The sequence below is a fragment of the Stenotrophomonas nitritireducens genome (assembly GCF_050984405.1).
GTDB classification, from domain to species: Bacteria; Pseudomonadota; Gammaproteobacteria; order Xanthomonadales; family Xanthomonadaceae; genus Stenotrophomonas; species Stenotrophomonas nitritireducens_B.
The window spans coordinates 49,575-67,843 of the sequence record NZ_CP158790.1 but is presented as its reverse complement, the minus strand read 5'-3'; the positions used below and the strand labels follow the sequence as shown (position 1 = coordinate 67,843).

20 protein-coding genes are annotated in these 18,269 nt (G+C 69.7%); 9 read left to right on the top strand and 11 right to left on the bottom strand.

Annotated features, from left to right (window positions below):
• Positions 1-80: 80 nt before the first annotated feature.
• On the bottom strand, positions 81-575 hold the full coding sequence (locus ABTV91_RS00340; protein ID WP_433852667.1) for a MarR family winged helix-turn-helix transcriptional regulator: 495 nt from the start codon (positions 573-575) through the stop codon (positions 81-83).
• A 126-nt stretch (positions 576-701) separates the two neighbouring features.
• On the opposite strand from ABTV91_RS00340, the gene hppD reads away from it, so the two are divergent.
• The 3 genes from hppD to hmgA all read left to right on the top strand — a co-directional run bounded on the left by hppD (position 702) and on the right by hmgA (position 3,625).
• Entirely contained in the window at positions 702-1,817 is a 1,116-nt protein-coding gene (gene hppD, locus ABTV91_RS00335; RefSeq protein ID WP_433852666.1) for a 4-hydroxyphenylpyruvate dioxygenase, read from the top strand.
• Positions 1,818-1,902: 85 nt separating this feature from the next.
• Entirely contained in the window at positions 1,903-2,301 is a 399-nt protein-coding gene (locus ABTV91_RS00330) for an endonuclease domain-containing protein (protein WP_433852665.1), read from the top strand.
• Positions 2,302-2,326: 25 nt separating this feature from the next.
• Entirely contained in the window at positions 2,327-3,625 is a 1,299-nt protein-coding gene (hmgA, locus tag ABTV91_RS00325; RefSeq protein ID WP_433852664.1) for a homogentisate 1,2-dioxygenase, read from the top strand.
• 1 nt (position 3,626) lies between these two features.
• Here hmgA and ABTV91_RS00320 read toward each other — a convergent pair whose 3' ends face one another.
• The 8 genes from ABTV91_RS00320 to ABTV91_RS00285 form a co-directional block, all read right to left on the bottom strand.
• A complete protein-coding gene (locus ABTV91_RS00320) occupies positions 3,627-4,124 on the bottom strand; it encodes a hypothetical protein (RefSeq protein WP_433852663.1) in 498 nt (165 codons plus the stop codon).
• A gap of 109 nt (positions 4,125-4,233) precedes the next feature.
• Entirely contained in the window at positions 4,234-4,605 is a 372-nt protein-coding gene (locus ABTV91_RS00315; protein WP_433852662.1) for a Na+/H+ antiporter subunit G, read from the bottom strand.
• Positions 4,602-4,844, bottom strand: a complete 243-nt coding sequence (locus ABTV91_RS00310; RefSeq protein WP_433854223.1) for a K+/H+ antiporter subunit F — start codon at positions 4,842-4,844, stop codon at positions 4,602-4,604. The genes ABTV91_RS00315 and ABTV91_RS00310 overlap by 4 nt, the downstream gene beginning before the upstream one ends.
• Positions 4,845-4,882: 38 nt before the next feature.
• The gene (locus ABTV91_RS00305; RefSeq protein WP_433852661.1) at positions 4,883-5,389 is read right to left on the bottom strand and encodes a Na+/H+ antiporter subunit E; all 507 of its coding nucleotides are present in this window, start codon (positions 5,387-5,389) and stop codon (positions 4,883-4,885) included.
• Complete coding sequence (locus tag ABTV91_RS00300; RefSeq protein ID WP_433852660.1) at positions 5,386-6,930, bottom strand: monovalent cation/H+ antiporter subunit D; 1,545 nt, start codon at positions 6,928-6,930, stop codon at positions 5,386-5,388. Before ABTV91_RS00300 ends, ABTV91_RS00305 begins: the two co-directional genes overlap by 4 nt.
• Positions 6,927-7,289: a Na+/H+ antiporter subunit C gene (locus ABTV91_RS00295; protein ID WP_055766408.1), complete on the bottom strand. Its 363-nt coding sequence runs from the start codon at positions 7,287-7,289 to the stop codon at positions 6,927-6,929. Before ABTV91_RS00295 ends, ABTV91_RS00300 begins: the two co-directional genes overlap by 4 nt.
• Positions 7,289-10,117, bottom strand: coding sequence for a monovalent cation/H+ antiporter subunit A (locus tag ABTV91_RS00290; protein WP_433852659.1), 2,829 nt, complete (start codon positions 10,115-10,117; stop codon positions 7,289-7,291). Before ABTV91_RS00290 ends, ABTV91_RS00295 begins: the two co-directional genes overlap by 1 nt.
• Positions 10,118-10,450: 333 nt before the next feature.
• Complete coding sequence (locus tag ABTV91_RS00285; RefSeq protein WP_433852658.1) at positions 10,451-11,365, bottom strand: universal stress protein; 915 nt, start codon at positions 11,363-11,365, stop codon at positions 10,451-10,453.
• A gap of 75 nt (positions 11,366-11,440) precedes the next feature.
• Between ABTV91_RS00285 and ABTV91_RS00280 the strand changes: the two genes are divergently transcribed.
• Positions 11,441-12,328 (top strand): SDR family oxidoreductase, encoded by an 888-nt coding sequence (locus ABTV91_RS00280; protein ID WP_433852657.1) that lies wholly within the window; start codon positions 11,441-11,443, stop codon positions 12,326-12,328.
• 85 nt (positions 12,329-12,413) lie between these two features.
• On the opposite strand, the gene ABTV91_RS00275 is transcribed toward ABTV91_RS00280, so the two are convergent.
• Together ABTV91_RS00275 and ABTV91_RS00270 are read right to left on the bottom strand one after the other, a co-directional pair.
• Positions 12,414-12,893: a DUF962 domain-containing protein gene (locus ABTV91_RS00275; protein ID WP_433852656.1), complete on the bottom strand. Its 480-nt coding sequence runs from the start codon at positions 12,891-12,893 to the stop codon at positions 12,414-12,416.
• A gap of 54 nt (positions 12,894-12,947) precedes the next feature.
• The gene (locus ABTV91_RS00270) at positions 12,948-13,874 is read right to left on the bottom strand and encodes a phosphoribosylaminoimidazolesuccinocarboxamide synthase (protein WP_433852655.1); all 927 of its coding nucleotides are present in this window, start codon (positions 13,872-13,874) and stop codon (positions 12,948-12,950) included.
• Positions 13,875-14,018: 144 nt separating this feature from the next.
• Here ABTV91_RS00270 and ABTV91_RS00265 point away from each other — a divergent pair, with 144 nt between their 5' ends.
• The 5 genes from ABTV91_RS00265 (at position 14,019) to ABTV91_RS00245 (ending at position 18,260) form a co-directional block, all read left to right on the top strand.
• Positions 14,019-14,348 (top strand): J domain-containing protein, encoded by a 330-nt coding sequence (locus ABTV91_RS00265; protein ID WP_433852654.1) that lies wholly within the window; start codon positions 14,019-14,021, stop codon positions 14,346-14,348.
• An 11-nt stretch (positions 14,349-14,359) separates the two neighbouring features.
• Positions 14,360-15,034, top strand: a complete 675-nt coding sequence (gene rpe, locus ABTV91_RS00260) for a ribulose-phosphate 3-epimerase (protein ID WP_433852653.1) — start codon at positions 14,360-14,362, stop codon at positions 15,032-15,034.
• A complete protein-coding gene (locus tag ABTV91_RS00255) occupies positions 15,031-15,522 on the top strand; it encodes an N-acetyltransferase family protein (protein WP_433854222.1) in 492 nt (163 codons plus the stop codon). The genes rpe and ABTV91_RS00255 overlap by 4 nt, the downstream gene beginning before the upstream one ends.
• A 443-nt stretch (positions 15,523-15,965) precedes the next feature.
• Positions 15,966-17,441, top strand: coding sequence for an anthranilate synthase component I (trpE, locus tag ABTV91_RS00250; RefSeq protein ID WP_433852652.1), 1,476 nt, complete (start codon positions 15,966-15,968; stop codon positions 17,439-17,441).
• A 63-nt stretch (positions 17,442-17,504) separates the two neighbouring features.
• Positions 17,505-18,260: an SIMPL domain-containing protein gene (locus ABTV91_RS00245; RefSeq protein ID WP_433852651.1), complete on the top strand. Its 756-nt coding sequence runs from the start codon at positions 17,505-17,507 to the stop codon at positions 18,258-18,260.
• Positions 18,261-18,269 lie beyond the last annotated feature (9 nt).

Genomic DNA, 18,269 nt, shown 5'->3' with positions numbered 1-18,269 from the left:
CGGGGCGGTGGATGCGGGGCTTGCCCCGCATGGGCTCCACCGGGACCGTCTTATCGCAGCTACGAGAACCTCCGGGAGTTTCAGTCCAGGGTCATCTGCGCCAGGCCGACATCGGCCAGCCGGGTGATGAGCCGCTCCAGCACCTGCTCTTCTTCCTCGGTCAGCACCGACATCAGCTTGCGGGTGATCTCCATCACCATCGGCGCCACGGTCTCGTAGACCTCGAAGCCCGCCGCCGACAGGGCCAGCACCGAACGGCGGCGGTCGTCGCCATGGGTTTCGCGGCGGATGAAGCCGCGCTCCAGCAGGCGCGCCACCGCGCGGCTGACCGCCACCTTGTCCATCGCCGTGCGTTCGGACACCTCGCTCGCCGACGAGCCCGGGTACAGCGCCAGGATGGTGATCACCCGCCATTCGGGGATCGACAGGCCGTAGCGTTCGCCATACAGCCGCGCGATGTTGGCGCTGACCCGGTTGGACAGGACGCTGATGCGGTACGGCAGGAATTGTTCAAGATCGAGCAGCACGTGCGAGGCACGGATGCTGGTGGACTTGCTGTAGTCGGAAGAGCTCATGCTGCAGTGCACCTTGATGGTGGTTTCATGTGAAACTATAACCTTCGGTCCTGACCCGCGTTCGCCACGGGTCTTCCTGTCCCCCGCCGCCGGCACCGGCGACGGCCCCACTTCCGGAGGCAACCCATGAATACCCAAGTCCACGCCGCATCCAACGCGCCCAACCTGGGCATGCAGGTGACCACCTTCGAGAACCCGATGGGCATCGACGGCTTCGAGTTCGTCGAATTCGCCGCGCCGGCCGGGCAGGCGGCACAACTGCACGACTACTTCAGGAACATGGGATTCACTGCCGTGCTCCGCCACCGGCAGCGTGCTATTACCGTCTACCGTCAAGGCGGCGTCAACTTCCTCGTGAACGAGGAGCCGGACTCCTTCGCCGCCGACTTCGCCGCCAAGCACGGCCCCTGCGCCTGCGGCTTCGCCATCCGCTTCCAGAAGCCCGCCGCCGAAGTGCTGGCCGCCGCGCTGGGCAACGGCGCCGAGGAAGTGACCCTGCTGGCCGACACCCGCGCCGTGCCGGCGCCGGTGATCAAGGGCATCGGCGACTGCATGCTGTACCTGGTGGACCGCTACGGCGCGGCCGGCAGCATCTACGACACCGACTACGTGCCGGTGGACGGCGCCGAGCAGAACCCCAAGGGTTTCGGCCTGACGTTCATCGACCACCTGACCCACAACCTGTACCTGGGCAACATGCAGCAGTGGTCGGATTACTACGAGCGCCTGTTCAACTTCCGCGAGATCCGCTACTTCGACATCAAGGGCGCCAAGACCGGCCTGGTGTCCAAGGCGATGACCGCGCCGGACGGCATCGTGCGCATCCCGCTCAACGAGTCCTCCGACCCGAAGAGCCAGATCAACGAGTACCTGGACGCGTACAAGGGCGAGGGCATCCAGCACATCGCCTGCTTCACCGACAACATCTATGAAACCGTCGAGGCCATGCGCGAGCGCGGCATCGAGTTCCTGGACACGCCGGACACCTATTTCGACGTGGTCGACCTGCGCATCCCGGACAACGGCGAGGACGTGCCGCGCCTGCGCAGGAACAAGATCCTGATCGACGCCGACCCGGAAACCAAGCAGCGCAAGCTGCTGCAGATCTTCACCCAGAACTGCATCGGCCCGATCTTCTTCGAGATCATCCAGCGCAAGGGCAACGAAGGTTTCGGCGAGGGCAACTTCCAGGCGCTGTTCGAGAGCATCGAACGTGACCAGATGAAGCGCGGCGTGCTGTAAGGAAAGCGCTCCAAGCCCCTCTCCCCCCGGGAGAGGGGTTGGGGAGAGGGTAGGCTCCAAGGGTGTAAAACCCGGAGGACGCCAGATGATCAGGACGATCAAGCCCCCGCTCCCTGGCACCACGCTCGACATCGCCCGGTCGCTGCGGAGGACGATGACGGACGCGGAGCGTCGTTTGTGGCAGTACCTGCGCGCGGGTCGCCTGTCCGGTTTCAAGTTCAGGCGCCAGCATCCCGTGCCGCCCTACGTCGTGGATTTCTGCTGCATCGCGTCGGCGCTGGTGGTCGAACTGGATGGTTCGCAGCACGGTACGCATGCGGATGCCGTGCGGACGCGATATCTGCAGGCGCGCGGGTGGTGGGTGGCGCGCTACTGGAACAACGAGGTCCTGTTGCAAACGCAGGCGGTACTGGACGAGATTGAGCGCATCGCGCGTTGTCGCACCCTCTCCCCAACCCCTCTCCCGGAGGGAGAGGGGCTCTGAAAACAGCAAACAGGCAGGCAGCCCCATGCTCAGCAACGCTTATCAATCCGGCTTCGGCAACGAGTTCGCCACCGAGGCGGTGCCCGGCACCCTGCCGGTGGGACGCAACTCGCCGCAGCGCGTCGCCCACGGGCTGTACGCCGAGCAGCTGACCGGCACCGCGTTCACCGCGCCGCGCGGCAGCAACCGCCGCAGCTGGCTGTACCGCATCCGCCCGGCGGCGATGCACGGCGAATTCACCCCGTTCGCGCAGCCGCGGCTGCATGGCGATTTCAGCCACGGCGCGGTGTCGCCGAACCAGCTGCGCTGGAATCCGCTGCCGCTGCCGGACGCGCCCACCGATTTCGTCGAGGGCCTGTACACCATGGGCGGCAACGGCTCGTCCGAGGCGCACGCCGGCGCCGGCATCCACCTGTACGCCGCCAACGCCGACATGCGCGGCCGCTATTTCTACGACGCCGACGGCGAGCTGCTGATCGTGCCGCAGCTCGGCCGGCTGCGCCTGCGCACCGAGCTGGGCGTGGTCGAGATCGAGCCGCAGCAGATCGCGGTGATCCCGCGCGGCGTGCGCTTCGCGGTGGAACTGCCGGACGGGCAGGCGCGCGGCTATGTCTGCGAGAACTTCGGCGCGCTGCTGAAGCTGCCGGACCTCGGCCCGATCGGCAGCAACGGCCTGGCCAACCCGCGCGATTTCGAAACCCCGGTGGCCGCGTACGAGAACGTCGAGGGCGACTTCGAACTGGTCGCCAAGTTCCAGGGCCGGCTGTGGCGCGCCGACATCGGCCATTCGCCGCTGGACGTGGTGGGCTGGCACGGCAACTACGCGCCGTACCGCTACGACCTGCGCCGCTTCAACACCATCGGCTCGATCAGCCACGACCATCCGGACCCGTCGATCTTCCTGGTGCTGCACTCGGCCAGCGACACGCCCGGCACCAGCAACCTGGACTTCGTGATCTTCCCGCCGCGCTGGCTGGTGGCGCAGGACACGTTCCGCCCGCCGTGGTTCCACCGCAACATCGCCAGCGAGTTCATGGGCCTGGTCCACGGCGCCTACGACGCCAAGGCCGAAGGCTTCGTGCCCGGCGGCTGTTCGATCCACAACTGCATGACCGGCCATGGCCCGGACGCGGCCACCTTCGACAAGGCCTCCCATGCCGACCTGTCGCGGCCGGACGTGATCACCGACACCATGGCCTTCATGTTCGAGACCCGCGGCGTGATCCGCCCGACCGAACAGGCCATCGCCGCCGCGCACCGCCAGCGCGACTACCAGGCGTGCTGGAGCGGGCTGCGCGGCAACTTCGTGCCGCCGCAGGCATGAGTCAGGCCGGCAGCGGCGTTTCCAGCACCGCTGCCAGGTGCGATTCGGGCAGCACTTCGCGCAGGCGGTCGCGCACGCGCTGCACGTAGCCGTCGGAGGCCATCGCCGGCAACTGCGCCAGCGCCAGCCGCAGCGCGTGCAGGGTGTCGGTTTCCTCGCGCGTGGCCTGCAGCAGCTGGTGCAGGCGCGCCGCGGTCGGATTGCGCTGCAGCGCGAGCATGTCCAGCAGATAGATGCGCGCGGCGACCAGCGAACGGCGCCGCGCCGTCGCGGACGCCGCGTCGGTTGCCGGCGTCGGCGCCGGCTGCTCAGCGTGCAGGTAGCCGTCGCGCTGCAGTTGCGCCACCAGCGCCGGCGCATCGTCGCCGAGCAGCGCGCGCAGTTCGCCAAGGCCGCGCCGGCCGTCGCACAGGATCAGGGCACGGCGCTGGCGCAGGTCCAGCGGGGCGCGGTGGGCCTGGAGGGCGGCATGCGCGAGGTCGGTCTTGCGCGGTTGCATGGGCGGGAAGGACGATGCGGCGCGGAGCCCCAAGCCTGCCGGCCGCAGGTGAAAGCGTGATGACAGCGGGCAGTCGCGCCGGCGGGCGACACCTAGCTTGGCGCGGCCTTCAGTCGCCGTCGCAGCCTTCCGGCGGCGGCAGCTGTTCCTTGCGCGCGCTGCTGTCGCCCGGTACCTCCGGCCGGCTCTCCATCATCAGCGACAGCGCCGCCTTGGCCATCATGTGCGCGCTGATCGGCGCGGTGATGAACAGGAACACGGTGATCAGCAGCTCGCGCGGCTGCGGGTCTTCGCCGAGGAAGATGTGGTAGGCCACCGAGCACACCAGCACGCAGCCCACGCCCAGCGTGCTGGCTTTCGTCGGCGCGTGCAGGCGCTTGAAGAAGTCGGACAGGCGCACCAGCCCGAGCGCACCGACCAGGATGAAGAAGCAGCCGAACAGCAGCAGCGCCGACAGCAGGATCTGGAAGAAGGCCATCATTCGACGATGTCCCGGCGCAGCACGAACTTGCTCAGCACCACGGTGCTGCAGAAGCCGAGCATGGCGATCACCAGCGCAGCCTCGAAGTAGACCGCCGAGTTGATGTGCATGCCGAACAGCATCAGCTCGGCGATGGCGGTGACCGAGAGCGTGTCCAGGGCGAGGATGCGGTCGGGCACGGTCGGGCCGCGCAGCAGGCGCCACAGCGCCAGCAGCATCGCCACGCCGACCATGTGCATGCACACCACCAGGGTGGTCTGGAAAACCAGGTGTCCGGTCACGGGAAGATCTCCATCAGCGGCGCTTCGTAGCGGGACTTGATCTCGGCGATCAGGGCCTGCGGGTCCTCCAGGTGCAGCACGTGCACCAGCAGGTAGCGGCGGTCGTCGGACAGCGCCGAGGACACCGTGCCCGGGGTGAGGGTGATCAGGCTGGTGAGCGCGGCGATGCCGTGGATGTTGCCGATGTCCAGCGGCACCCAGATGAAGCCGGGCGTCAGCCGGCGCTCGGGTCCCAGCACCTGTGCGGCGACGCGGAAGTTGGACAGCAGGATGTCCCACAGCATCACGCCCACCAGCCGCGGCAGCGGCCGCAGCGTGCCGATGCGGGCGAACTCGCGGTCCAGGCGCGCGGCGAACAGCGGGATCACCACGCCCAGCAGCATGCCCAGCAGCAGCTGGCCGAGGTCGAAGCTGGCCGACATCACCATCCAGAACGCGACCACGATGATCGACAGCGCGGGCGACGGGAACAGCCGCCGCAGCAGGGGCCGGCGCGCGCTCATGGCTGCCTCGACTGCGGCGCGGTGCCGCGTACGTCGTGCAGGTACTGCTGCGGCGCCAGCAGCTGCGCGGCGATGGCGTCGGTCTGCCGCATCAGCGGCGCGGCGAACACGCTCATCGCCACGGCGAAGGCCAGCAGCAGGGTGGTGGCGGCGGTCTCGAACGGCCGCGCCGGCGCATCGGGATCGGGCGGCGGCGGGGCGTCGTCATCGCCGGGCACGTGCCAGAACAGGCGGATGCCGCTGCGCGCCAGGCCGATGATCACCAGCAGGCCGCCGCCCAGCACCACCGCCCACACCAGGGCCGTGTGCGCGGCCGGCACCGCCGACAGCAGCGCGGCCTTGGCCAGGAAGCCGGCCAGCGGCGGCAATCCGGCCACCGCCACCGCGCCGACCAGGAACAGCAGGCCGGGCACGGTCTTGCCCGGCAGTGCCGCGGCCAGTTCGCGTTCGCCGCGCTCGCCGGCACGGAAGCGGCGGCGGCGGATCAGGTCGGCCACCAGGAACAGCGCGGCGGCAGTGAACGTGCTGTGCGGCAGGTAGTACAGGCCGGCGGAGATCGTGCCGGCGTTGCCCAGCGCGAAGGCGATGAACAGCGTCGCCGCCGAGACCACCACCAGGTAGGCCACCTGCACCCGCAGCCGGGTCGCCGCCAGCGCGCCGAGCGCGCCCAGCAGCAGCGTCGCCGCGCCGGCCCACAGCAGCCAGTCGGCGCCGTAGCCGGCCAGCGCGCCGGCGCCTTCGCCGAACCACAGCGTGCCCACCCGCAGCACCGCGTACAGGCCGACCTTGGTCATGATCACGAACAGCGCCGCCACCGCCGCCGGCGCGCGCGCGTAGGACTCGGGCAGCCACAGGTACAGCGGCAGCAGCGCGGCCTTGGCGCAGAACACCACCAGCAGCAGGCCCAGCGCGGCCTTGGCCAGCTTCAGGTGCGAGGGCGGCAGCGCGGCGATGCGCTGGCCGATCTCGGCCATGTTGAGCGAGCCCAGCGTGGCGTAGAGCATGCCCAGTGCGACCAGGAACACGGTCGAGGCCGAGACGTTGAACACCACGTAGTGCAGGCCGATGCGCAGGCGCAGGCCGCGGCCGCCGGACAGCAGCAGGCCGTAGGAGGCGATCAGCAGCACCTCGAAGAATACGAACAGGTTGAAGATGTCGCCGGTCAGGAAGGCGCCGTTGAGGCCGACCAGCTGGAACTGGAACAGCGCATGGAAGTGCGGCGCGCGCCGGTCCCAGCCGGTGCAGGCGTGCAGCAGGCAGGCCACGGCCAGCAGCAGGGTGGTGCCGAGCATCCAGCCGGACAGGCCGTCGGCGACCAGGGCGATGCCCAGCCGCGCCGGCCAGTCGCCGAGCAGGTAGACCATCACCTCGCCCTGGCGGGTGGCCCCGATCAGCAGCGCCTCGACCAGCGCCAGCAGCGCCAGGCTGGTCCACGCGACGCTGCGCTGCACCTTGGGCCCGTAGCGGCGGTGTTCGACGAACAGCGACAGCGCCGCGCCCAGCAGCGGCACCAGGATCGGCAGGATCGGCAGGTGGTTCATGCGCCGCCCCCGTGGCCGGCGTCGGGCTCGTGCGCGTCGACGTGGTCGCTGTGGTTGTCGCTGCGGCTGCGCATCGCCAGCACGATGCTGACCGCGGTCATGGCGAAGGCGATGACGATGGCGGTGAGCACCAGCGCCTGCGGCAGCGGGTCGGTGTAATGCGCCAGGTCCGAGGCCACGCCGTCCTTGAGCACCGGCGCCTTGCCGCTGACCAGCCGCCCGGCGCTGAAGATCAGCAGGTTGGTGGCGTAGGACAGGAAGGTCATGCCGAGGATGACGTCGAAACTGCGCGCGCGCAGCAGCAGGTACACGCCGATCGCGGTGAGCACGCCGATCGCGCTCGCCAGGGCCAGTTCCATCAGTGCATCTCCCCGGTGCGCGCCGAACGGCGGTGGATGTCGATCTCGCCGTGGCGCGCGCTGCGCGTGCGCGACGGCTTGATGGTGCCCATCATCGACAGGATCAGCATCACCCCGCCGAACACCACCAGGTACACGCCGGTGTCGAAGCCCATCGCGCTGGCCAGCGGCACCTCGCCGATCAGCGGCAGGTGCAGGTCGAGGTGGCCGCTGGTCAGGAACGGCACGCCGAACAGCATCGAGGCCACGCCGCTGAGCAGGGCGATCAGCAGGCCCAGGCCGATGCAACGGATGTAGTCGAAGCCGAAGCGCGATTCCACCGACACGGTGCCCTGGATCACGTACTGGATCAGCAGCGGCACCGCCAGCACCAGGCCGGCGATGAAGCCGCCGCCCGGCGCGTTGTGGCCGCGCAGGAACAGGAAGATCGACACCGTCAGGGTCAGCGGGAACATGATCTGCGCCAGGTCGGCCGGCACCGGCAGCTTGATCGGCGGGCCCGGCATGATCTGCTCCGGCGCCATGCGCGAGCGGCGCAGCAGCGCGTGCACCACCAGCGCGGCGATGCCGAACACGGTGATCTCGCCGAAGGTGTCGAAGCCGCGGAAGTCGACCAGGATCACGTTGACCACGTTGTGGCCGTAGGCCTCGGGCAGGGCGCGGCGCAGCATCTCGCCGGCCATGGTGTTCGGCGGCAGGGTCATCATGGTGTAGGCCAGCGCAGCCAGGCCGCCGCCGGCGACGACGGCGATCAGCGCGTCGCGGCGCTTGCGCCATGCCGCGCGTTCGGGCGGCGACTGCGCCGGCAGGTAGTTCATGCCCAGCAGCATCAGCGCCAGCGTCACCGTCTCCACCATCAGCTGGGTCAGGGCCAGGTCCGGCGCGGACAGGAATACGAAGGCCAGCGCCACCATCAGCCCGGTACCGCCCACCACGATCACCGCCAGCAGGCGCTGCCGGTACAGGAACAGCCCGCCCAGCGCGCACGCCAGCATCACCAGCCACAGCGCCCACCCCAGCAGCGGCATCGGCTGCGCCGCCGGCCAGGCCGGCCACGACGGCGCGGCGACGAACGGCGCGGCGGCCGCCACCACCGCCACCAGCACCAGCGCCAGCAGCATGCGCTGCAGGCTGCCGTTGGCCAGCGCGTGTGTGAGGCGCTGGGCCAGGCCGAACAGCGCGTCCATGCCGCGCTGGAACAGCTGCTTGCCGACCGGGCGGTTGCGGGCGGCGTACAGGTCGGTGAGGCGGCGAAGGCCGAAATACAGCGCGATGCCGCCGGCCACGCCGACCGCGCTCATCGCCAGCGGCAGGTTGAAACCGTGCCAGACCGACAGGCTGTAGGCGGGCATGGCCGCGCCGAGGATGGCCTGCGCGGCGGCGTGCAGCACCGGCGCCACGGTCAGCGCCGGGGCGATGCCGACCGCCAGGCAGATCAGCACCAGCACGGCCACCGGCATCTTCATCCAACGCGGCGGCTCGTGCGGCACGACATCGATGTCGAGCGGGCCCTTGCCGAAGAACGTGTCGTGCACGAAGCGCAGGCTGTAGGCCACGCCGAGGATGCCGGCCAGCAGCGCCGCCGAGCTCATCGCCGTGCGCATCCACTGCGGGCCGCCGGTGGCCAGCGCCTCGGCGAACAGCATTTCCTTGGACAGGAAGCCGTTGAGCAGCGGGATGCCGGCCATCGCCAGCGAGGCGATGATCGCCAGCGCGCTGGTGATGGGCATCAGCCGGCGCAGGCCGCCGAGCCGGCGCATGTCGCGGGTGCCGGTCTCGTGGTCGATGATGCCGGCGGCCATGAACAGCGAGGCCTTGAACGTGGCGTGGTTGAGGATGTGGAACACGCCGGCCACCACCGCCATCGGCGTGGACAGGCCGAACAGCAGGGTGATCAGGCCCAGGTGCGAGATCGTCGAATACGCCAGCAGACCCTTGAGGTCATGCTGGAAGATCGCGTTCCAGGCACCGACCAGCAGGGTCGTGGCGCCGATGCCGCTGACCACGTAGAAGAACAGCTCGCTGCCGGCCAGCGCCGGGTGCAGCCGCGCCAGCAGGAACACGCCGGCCTTCACCATCGTCGCCGAATGCAGGTAGGCCGATACCGGCGTCGGCGCGGCCATCGCATGCGGCAGCCAGAAGTGGAACGGGAACTGCGCGCTCTTGGTGAAGATGCCCGCCAGCACCAGCAGCAGCGCCCACGGGTACAGCGCGCTGCGGCGGATCAGCTCGCCCGAGGCCAGCACCACGTCCAGGTCGAAGCTGCCGACGATGCGCCCGATCAGCAGCACGCCGCCGAGCAGCGCCAGCCCGCCGCCCGCGGTGACCACCAGCGCCATGCGCGCGCCTTCGCGTGCGTCGCGGCGGTGCGACCAGAAGCCGATCAGCAGGAACGAGCTGATGCTGGTCAGCTCCCAGAACACCATCAGCAGCAGCAGGTTGCCGGACAGCACCATGCCCAGCATCGCGCCCATGAACAGCAGCAGGCAGCTGTAGAAGCGGCGCGCGCTGTCCTGCGCGGAGAGGTAGTAGTGCGCGTACAGCACCACCAGCGCGCCGATGCCCAGCACCAGCCCGGCGAACATCCAGGCCAGCCCGTCCAGGCGCAGGGTGAGGTCCAGCCCGATCTGCGGCAGCCACGCCCAGCTCTGGCGCAGCACCGCGCCGTCGAGCACGGCCGGCGTCATCGCCCCCAGCAGCGCCAGGCCCAGCAGCGGCGCCGCGCCGGCCAGCCATGCGGCCGCCGTGCGCGAAAGGCGGGCGTGCAGGGCGATGAGCGCGGCCATCAGGAATGGCAGCGCGAGCAGCAGGGGGAGAACGGATGTCATGCAGGGAATGCGGGATTCGCGAGCAGGTTTTGCAGTCTAACAGGCGCTTTTTTGCCACCGGAACCCCATACATGAACGGGCCGTTCGGGTTCCGCGTGCGCCGTCGATGCGGGCGTGGGCGTCAGCGCGGCCATCCGCGCAGGCATCGGCCGGGCGATGGCCAGGTTGCCGGAGCGCGCGGCGGGCCAGGTGTTTCCAGCCTCGATCGCGGTGAGGCAAGGGCGATCCGCATGCGGCGCGCCGGACGCTGCATGGTCGTGCGTTCCGGCTGACGGCGTGCCGCGTAAGGGAGGGTTGCAGGCGGTTGCCCGCGATGGAGGCGAGCCCGCGGTCTCAGGGGGCAGGCGGCAGCGAACGCGGATCGCGCACCAGCAGCGTGTCCGTCTCCAGGGTCGCGACCAGGCGTCGGGCGATGCTGCCGATCAGCAGTTCGAACAGCGCGCCGCGGCCATGCGTGCCGACCACCGCCAGGTCGACGTCCTCGGCCTCGGCGTGTTGGCGCAGCAGCCGTGCCGGGTCGCCGGGTTCGATCACCGCCTGTACCTGGCACGGCGCCACCAGTGCCGGCAGGCCGGCCTGGAAATCGCGCGCCTGTTCGTTCGCGCGCAGCCGTGCCTGCGCCTGCAGCGCGTCGCGGTCGCCGGCCAGCAGGGCGCTGCCCGGCGATTCCAGCGCGTGCACCAGCGTCAGCCGCAACGGCGGGCCGAACAGGACCAGCGCCTGCCGCGTCGCGTGGTGCGCGCTTTCGGAGAAATCCGTGGCCACCACCAGGTTGCAGTAGGGCGCGCGCACGCGCCGGTGCACCACCAGCAGCGGCAGCGGGCAATGCCGGGTCAGCCACAGCACGGTCGAGCCCAGCGCGGGCAGTTCGAACACCGGGTCGCTGGCGATGCCGGTCACGACCATGCCGCAGCCGGTCTCGGCAGCCAGCTCCAGCACGGCGCGGCCGACGTGGCCCTCGCCGACGCGCACCTCCAGCGCCACCCCGTCCGCCTCGGCGCCCAGGTCGCGGCGCAGCCGCCATTCCACCGCCTGGCGGGCGTGTTCGCGCGCCAGCGGGTCGGGCGCGTCGAGCACGCCGGCGATCATCTGCTGCGCCGGTGCCGGCGGCAGCACGGTCGCCACCACCAGCCGCGCGTTCCACTGCCGCGCCAGCTGCAGGGCGCGCGACAGCGCGCGGTCGCAGCGGGCGCCCAGGTCGGTGGCCAGCAGGATGGCGCGCGGCGGCGCGGGGCGGGAAGGCGACATGGCGTCCTCGGCAGGTCGGTCGCGCCGAGTCTACCCGCTGCGCGGCACCGCGTTTCCATCGCCTATGCTTCGCGCATGGAAACAGGGCGACACGACGAAAACGCACCGCGCCGCGCGCTGGTGTTCGGCGGCAGCGGGCAGATCGGCGAGCGCTTGCTGGCCGGCCTGCTGGCCGGCGGCTGGCAGGTCTGCGCGGTCTCGCGCGGGCCGCGCGCGGCGGCGCCGGGGCTGGCGTGGCGGCAGGGCGACCTGTCCGGCGGCTGGCAGGACGAGGGGCCGTTCGACACGGTGTTCAGCTGCGGCCCGCTCGATCATTTCGCGCGCTGGTACGCGGCCTCGGCCACCGCCGCGCCGCGCGTGGTCGCGTTCGGTTCCACCAGCGTCGAGGTCAAGGAGGCGTCGAGCGAGCCGGCCGAGCGCGACGTCGCCCGCCGCCTGCGCGAGGCCGAAGCCACGCTGTTCGCCGCCGCGCGCGAACGTGGCGTGGCGGCGACGGTGCTGCGTCCCACCCTGGTCTACGGCGCCGGCCGCGACGCCACGCTGACCGCGATCGCGCGGCTGGCGGCGCGCACGGGCGTGTTCGTGCTGCCGTCCGCGGCCGATGGCCTGCGCCAGCCGGTGCACGTGCAGGACCTGGCCGACGCGGCGCTGGAGGTGCTGCGGCACCCGGCCACGGCCGGGCGCGCCTATGCGCTGGGCGGCGGCGAGCGCCTGGGCTATGCGGACATGGTGCGGCGGGTGCTGGCCGCGCTGCAGCCGCAACCGCGACTGCTGCGCATGCCGGCGCCGCTGTTCCGCGCGGCGTTGGCGCTGGCCCACGCCGCCGGCCGCCTGCGCGGCATGAATGCCGCCGCGCTGGCGCGCATGCGCGAGCCGCTGGTGTTCGACATCGGCCCGGCGCAGCGCGATTTCGGCTACGCGCCGCGGCCGTTCCGCCCGACCCGGGACATGTTCGGCCTGTAGGTGCGGGGCTCGCCCCGCACGGGGTTTCGCGATGTCGCATGCGGGGCGAGCCCCGCATCTACGATCCCGGATCTGCGTGCGTTGTTCAGTACTTCCAGCCGAACTGCCGGTACAGCTTGGCCAGCACCCAGATCGGGCCGATCAGCAGATAGGTCAGGTCGGTGAGGAAGCTGGGCCGGCGGCCCTCGATGTGGTGGCCGATGAACTGCGCGATCCACGCCACCACGAACACGCCGATGGCGGAGTAGAGCAGGCCGCGCACGCCGATGCGGTCTTCCAGCAGCCGGCACACGCAGCCGGAGACGAAGAACAGGATCAGCATGCCGATGCCCAGCGGCCGCGACAGGCGGTTGTAGTACGCCCACGCGCCGAACATCGCCAGCGCCGCCCAGATGCCGTACTGGAACCACGGCAGCAGCGGCGGGATGCACCACAGCAGGGCGATCACCGACCACATGATGGCCGGCACGGCGATCACATGGATGGCCTGGTTGGTGGAATTGCGATGGTCGCCGGAATAACTGGCGAACCAGCGGTCGATGGGGCGTGCGGCGCTCATGTCCATGCTGCCTCTTCTCCCGGCGGGGCGTGGTGCGCGCCCGGGCGGGCGCGCCGGTGGTCAGTCGATGTGGATGCCGGCCAGCTTCTGCAGGGCTTCGGCGTACTTGTCGCGGGTGCGCGCGATCACCTCGGCCGGCAGTTCCGGGCCGGGCGCGGTCTTGTTCCAGTCCAGCGTTTCCAGGTAGTCGCGCACGAACTGCTTGTCGTAGCTCGGCGGGCTGGTGCCCACCTCGTACTCGTCGGCCGGCCAGTAGCGCGAGGAATCGGGCGTCAGCATCTCGTCCATGATGTACAGGCGGCCGTCGGCGTCGGTGCCGAACTCGAACTTGGTGTCGGCCAGCAGGATGCCGCGCTCGGCGGCATAGGCGGCGGCGAACTTGTAGATGCGCAGGGTCGCGTCGCGCACCTTCTCGGCCAGCTCCGCGCCCACCGCCTTGACCATCGCGTCGAAGTCGATGTTCTCGTCGTGGTCGCCCACCGCCGCCTTGGTGGACGGGGTGAAGATCGGTTCGGGCAGCTGCTGCGCCTGCAGCAGGCCGTCGGGCAGCTTGATGCCGCTGACCTGGCCGGTGCGCTGGTAGTCCTTCCAGCCGCTGCCGATCAGGTAGCCGCGGGCGATGGCCTCCACCGGCACCGGCTTCAGTTTCTTCGTCACCACCGCGCGCCTGGCGTACAGCGCCGGGTCCACGCCTTCGGGCAGCACGCTGGCCACGTCGATGCCGGTCAGGTGGTTGGGCATCAGGTGCTCGGTCTTGCCGAACCAGAAGTTCGACACCTGGCACAGCATCTCGCCCTTGCCGGGAATCGGGTCGGGCAGCACCACGTCGAACGCGGACAGGCGGTCGGTGGCCACGATCAGCAGGTAATCGCCGGCGGGCGTGTCGGCGGGCAGTCGCTCGCGCGGGATATCGAACACATCGCGCACCTTGCCGCGGTGGCGCAAGGGCAGGCCGGGAAGATCGGATTGCAGCAGCGTGGTCGGCACGGGCACTCCTGGAACTTGGCGATGAAGCCGTCGGCACAGGACCCGGGGGGCCCGCGGCGGACGGCGGGCGGCCTAGTGTAAGGCCGTCCGGGGCCGCTGTGGCATAAAATGCGCGTCCGATCTGTCAAGGCCACAGCCCCGCCCATGCGCTGGTACGGAAAACTGCTGGGATTCATCGCCGGCGCCCTGCTGTTCAGGCCCAATCCCCTGTTCGGCGCGGTGGTGGGCCTGCTGCTGGGCCATGCCTTCGACAGCGACTGGTTCAGGCTGGGCAAGGACCTGCCCTACCGCGAGCTGGGCGTCACCCGCGAGGCCAGCGACGCCGAGATCGACCTGGCCTACCGCCGCCTGATCTCCCAGTACCACCCCGACAAGCTGGCCGGCGCCGCGCCCGAGCTGCGCGCCCAGGCCGAGAAGAAGGCCCGGCAGATCAACGCCGCCTACGACCGCATCAAAACCCTGCGCAAACGCTGAAAGGCTCCGCCATGTCCAACTGCATCATCGCCCCGTCCATCCTCTCGGCCAACTTCGCCAGGCTGGGCGAGGAGGTCGACAACGTCATCGCCGCCGGCGCCGACTGGGTCCATTTCGACGTGATGGACAACCATTACGTGCCCAACCTGACCATCGGCCCGATGGTCTGCCAGGCGCTGCGCAGGCATGGCGTGACCGCGCCGATCGACGTGCACCTGATGGTGGAGCCGGTGGACCGCATCGTGCCGGACTTCGCCGAGGCCGGCGCCAGCCTGATCAGCTTCCACCCGGAGGCGTCGAAGCACGTCCACCGCACCATCCAGCTGATCAAATCGCACGGCTGCAAGGCCGGCCTGGTGCTGAACCCGGGCACGCCGGTGGAAGTGCTGGACTGGGTGCTGGAGGACCTGGACCTGGTGCTGCTGATGTCGGTCAACCCCGGCTTCGGCGGCCAGGCCTTCATTCCCTCCACCCTGGACAAGCTGCGCGCGGTGCGGGCGATGATCGACAAGCGCGGCAAGCCGGTGATCCTGGAAGTGGACGGCGGCGTGAAGGCCGACAACATCGGGCAGATCGCCGCGGCCGGTGCCGATGCCTTCGTCGCCGGTTCTGCCATTTTCAACGCCCCCGACTATGCGCAGGTGATCGGGCAGATGCGCGGCAACGTGGCGGCGGCGCGGGGCTGAGCGTGGACGCCGGCCTGCACATCCGCCCGGCCACCGCCGAAGACGCGGGCCTGATCCTGCATTTCATCCGCGAGCTGGCGATCTACGAGAAGGCCGAATCGTCGGTGCAGACCGACGAGACCGGCATCCGCGAGAGCCTGTTCGGTGCCGATGCCAAGGCGCAGGCGCTGGTCTGCGAACGCGACGGCCAGGCCATCGGCTACGCGGTGTACTTCCACAACTATTCCACCTGGCTGGGTCGCAACGGCATCTACCTGGAAGACCTGTACGTCAGCCCGGAGCATCGCGGGTGCGGCGCGGGCAAGGCGCTGCTGCAGCACATCGCGCGGCTGGCGGTGGCGCAGGGCTGCGGCCGTTTCGAGTGGTCGGTGCTGGACTGGAACACGCCGGCGATCGACTTCTACCGCGCCGCCGGCGCGCTGCCGCAGGACGAATGGACCGTATACCGGCTGCAGGGCGAGGCGCTGTGCCGGTTCGCCGAAGGCTGACCGCTGCTGCGGGCGCAACGCAAAAAAAGGCCGTGGCATCGCTGCCACGGCCGGGGGAATTCGTGGGAGGCTGATCCTGCCTCCATCCATCATCCCTGCTATGGCCTTCCATTCTCCGGATGCCGGATGACAGGGCCATGACACCGCGCCGCCTTTCCGCAGGCGCGGCTTCAGCGGCGATGGGGCGGCGACCCGCGCTTCCCGCCAAGGGCGGCGCCGGTGAAGCCATCGCGGCCGGGGCCGCTCCAGCAGGGCGGGATGGTTGCCGGTGCAAGCGAACTCCGCCTGCGGCGATGCACAACGGCCGCCCGAAGTGCGGTAGAGTGGCGCGGTGTCCACTCTGACGACCAAGCGTTCCCTTTCTTCCGCTCGCCGCTGGTGGCGATGGTGGCCCGTTGCCGTCGTCCGTACCGCCACCACCGATTCCCGGAAGGAATGCCGTCTTGATCACGTTCGAGCAGTTCCAGCAGCAGGCCGCTGAAGGCCACACCCGCATCCCCGTCGTCCGCGAAGTGCTGTCCGACCTGGACACGCCGCTTTCGGTCTACCTGAAGCTCGCCGACGGCCCGCATACCTATCTGTTCGAATCGGTCGAGGGCGGCGAACGCTTCGGCCGCCATTCCATCATCGGCCTGCCCGCGCGGCGCATCTACAGCTTCCGCGGCCATACGCTGGAAGTGAGCGAGCTGGGCGAGGTGATCGAGCGACGCGAGGTCGCCGACCCGCTGGCCGAGGTCGAAGTGCTGCGCGCGCAGCACTCGGTGCCGCAGTTCGAGGGCCTGCCGGGCTTCACCGGCGGCCTGGTCGGCTGGTTCGGCTTCGAGTGCATCCAGTACATCGAGCCGCACCTGGGCGCCGGCGACAAACCCGACGAACTCGGCACGCCGGACATCTACCTGATGCTGTCCGAAGAGCTGGCGGTGTTCGACAACCTCAAGGGCCGGCTGTACCTGGTCGTGCATGCCGATCCATCACAGCCGCAGGCGTGGGCGCGTGCCAACCGTCGCCTCGACGAACTGGCGCACCGGCTGCGCCAGGGCGGCGCCGGCTACCCGCAGGCGCAGGTGTCCGATGCGATCGACGAGCAGGACTTCAAGTCCTCCTTCACCCGCGAGCAGTACCACGACGTGGTGCGCAGGGCGCAGGACTACGTGCGCGCCGGCGACATCTTCCAGGTGGTGCCGAGCCAGCGCCTGCGCGTGCCGTTCCGCGCGCGCCCGATCGATGTGTACCGCGCGCTGCGTGCGCTCAATCCCTCGCCGTACATGTATTTCATCGATGTCGGCGGCACCCAGGTGGTGGGTTCGTCGCCGGAAATCCTGGCGCGCCTGCGCGATGGCGTGGTAACCGTGCGCCCGATCGCCGGTACCCGCCCGCGTGGCGCCACCCCGGAACTGGACCAGGCGCTGGAGGCCGAGCTGTTGGCCGATCCGAAGGAACGCGCCGAACACGTGATGCTGATCGACCTGGGCCGCAACGACGTCGGCCGCGTCGCCGAGCCGGGCACGGTCAGGGTGGGCGAGCAGTTCGTGATCGAGCGCTACAGCCACGTCATGCACATCGTCAGCGAAGTCACCGGCACGCTGAAGGCGGGCCTGAGCTACAGCGACGTGCTGCGCGCCACCTTCCCGGCCGGCACCGTCAGCGGCGCGCCGAAGATCCGCGCGCTGGAGATCATCCGTGAGCTGGAGCCGGTCAAGCGCAACGTCTATTCCGGCGCGGTCGGCTACATCGGCTGGCACGGCGACGCCGACACCGCCATCGCCATCCGCACCGCGGTCATCCAGGACGGCTACCTGTACGTGCAGGCCGGTGGCGGCGTGGTCTACGACTCCGACCCGGATGCCGAGTGGCACGAGACCATGAACAAGGGCCGCGCGCTGTTCCGCGCGGTGGCGCAGGCGGCGAAGGGCCTGTAACAGGCCGGCGACTGCGTCGTAATGATCTCACCGTTGTCCCCACACCATGACAAGGAGTGCCGCATGAAGCTGTCGAACATGTTGTTGTGGTCATCGTTGCTGCTGGCTGCGGTTCCACAGGCTTGGGGGCAGGCCAGTGCCATTCCGTCGCAGCCGCACCTGTTGGTGAAGGGGGAGGCCAAGCGCGAAGTCATGCCGGATCGGTTCGGTATCAATATCACCCTGCGCTCGATCGACAAGGATCCTGGACTTGCCCGCGAGAGGGCGCAGGCCAACGCCACGAAGATTCTGGCCGCGTTCAAGGCACAGCATGCGCTGCCTAACAGTGTGCAGGCGTCGGCACTGAGCATTACCCCGGAGTACAGGTATGAAGAGCGGACGCAGGTGTTCTCGGGTACGCGGGTGCAGCGCTCGTTGGCTGCCCGTTTCAAATCACTCGAGGATGTAAGGCGGCTGCTCGCAGGCCTGCAGACCAGCGAGGAACTGCAGGTGTCCGGTCTTACCACCAGCTATAGCAACGAGGCTGCAGTGCGGGCGGAACTCAAGCGGCAGGCGGCGCAGCAGACGCGTGAATCAGCGCGTCGGCTCGCCGATGCCTACGGCGTCCAGCTGGGTGGCCTCTACACGATCACCGAAGTCGCACCGAATTTCAGCTATGGCATAGAGGCCGGGCGTTGGCCGGGGTTGCCTGCTCCACCGCCCGCTCCCCTGATTGATGTACCAGAGCCGCGGCCAAACGATGTGGTATCCGAAGCCCTCGAAGCCGGCAGCCTCACCCTTTCTGAAAACATCTACGCGATCTTCCTGATCGCCCAATGAGTTACTGAC

Excerpts from the sequence above, each read along its gene's own strand:
- ABTV91_RS00340 (WP_433852667.1), bottom strand. The coding sequence starts at position 575 with ATGAGCTCTTCCGACTACAGCAAGTCCACCAGCATCCGTGCCTCGCAC.
- hppD (WP_433852666.1), top strand. The coding sequence starts at position 702 with ATGAATACCCAAGTCCACGCCGCATCCAACGCGCCCAACCTGGGCATG.
- ABTV91_RS00330 (WP_433852665.1), top strand. The coding sequence starts at position 1,903 with ATGATCAGGACGATCAAGCCCCCGCTCCCTGGCACCACGCTCGACATC.
- hmgA (WP_433852664.1), top strand. The coding sequence starts at position 2,327 with ATGCTCAGCAACGCTTATCAATCCGGCTTCGGCAACGAGTTCGCCACC.
- ABTV91_RS00320 (WP_433852663.1), bottom strand. The coding sequence starts at position 4,124 with ATGCAACCGCGCAAGACCGACCTCGCGCATGCCGCCCTCCAGGCCCAC.
- ABTV91_RS00315 (WP_433852662.1), bottom strand. The coding sequence starts at position 4,605 with ATGATGGCCTTCTTCCAGATCCTGCTGTCGGCGCTGCTGCTGTTCGGC.
- ABTV91_RS00310 (WP_433854223.1), bottom strand. The coding sequence starts at position 4,844 with ATGCACATGGTCGGCGTGGCGATGCTGCTGGCGCTGTGGCGCCTGCTG.
- ABTV91_RS00305 (WP_433852661.1), bottom strand. The coding sequence starts at position 5,389 with ATGAGCGCGCGCCGGCCCCTGCTGCGGCGGCTGTTCCCGTCGCCCGCG.
- ABTV91_RS00300 (WP_433852660.1), bottom strand. The coding sequence starts at position 6,930 with ATGAACCACCTGCCGATCCTGCCGATCCTGGTGCCGCTGCTGGGCGCG.
- ABTV91_RS00295 (WP_055766408.1), bottom strand. The coding sequence starts at position 7,289 with ATGGAACTGGCCCTGGCGAGCGCGATCGGCGTGCTCACCGCGATCGGC.
- ABTV91_RS00290 (WP_433852659.1), bottom strand. The coding sequence starts at position 10,117 with ATGACATCCGTTCTCCCCCTGCTGCTCGCGCTGCCATTCCTGATGGCC.
- ABTV91_RS00285 (WP_433852658.1), bottom strand. The coding sequence starts at position 11,365 with ATGTCGCCTTCCCGCCCCGCGCCGCCGCGCGCCATCCTGCTGGCCACC.
- ABTV91_RS00280 (WP_433852657.1), top strand. The coding sequence starts at position 11,441 with ATGGAAACAGGGCGACACGACGAAAACGCACCGCGCCGCGCGCTGGTG.
- ABTV91_RS00275 (WP_433852656.1), bottom strand. The coding sequence starts at position 12,893 with ATGGACATGAGCGCCGCACGCCCCATCGACCGCTGGTTCGCCAGTTAT.
- ABTV91_RS00265 (WP_433852654.1), top strand. The coding sequence starts at position 14,019 with ATGCGCTGGTACGGAAAACTGCTGGGATTCATCGCCGGCGCCCTGCTG.
- rpe (WP_433852653.1), top strand. The coding sequence starts at position 14,360 with ATGTCCAACTGCATCATCGCCCCGTCCATCCTCTCGGCCAACTTCGCC.
- ABTV91_RS00245 (WP_433852651.1), top strand. The coding sequence starts at position 17,505 with ATGAAGCTGTCGAACATGTTGTTGTGGTCATCGTTGCTGCTGGCTGCG.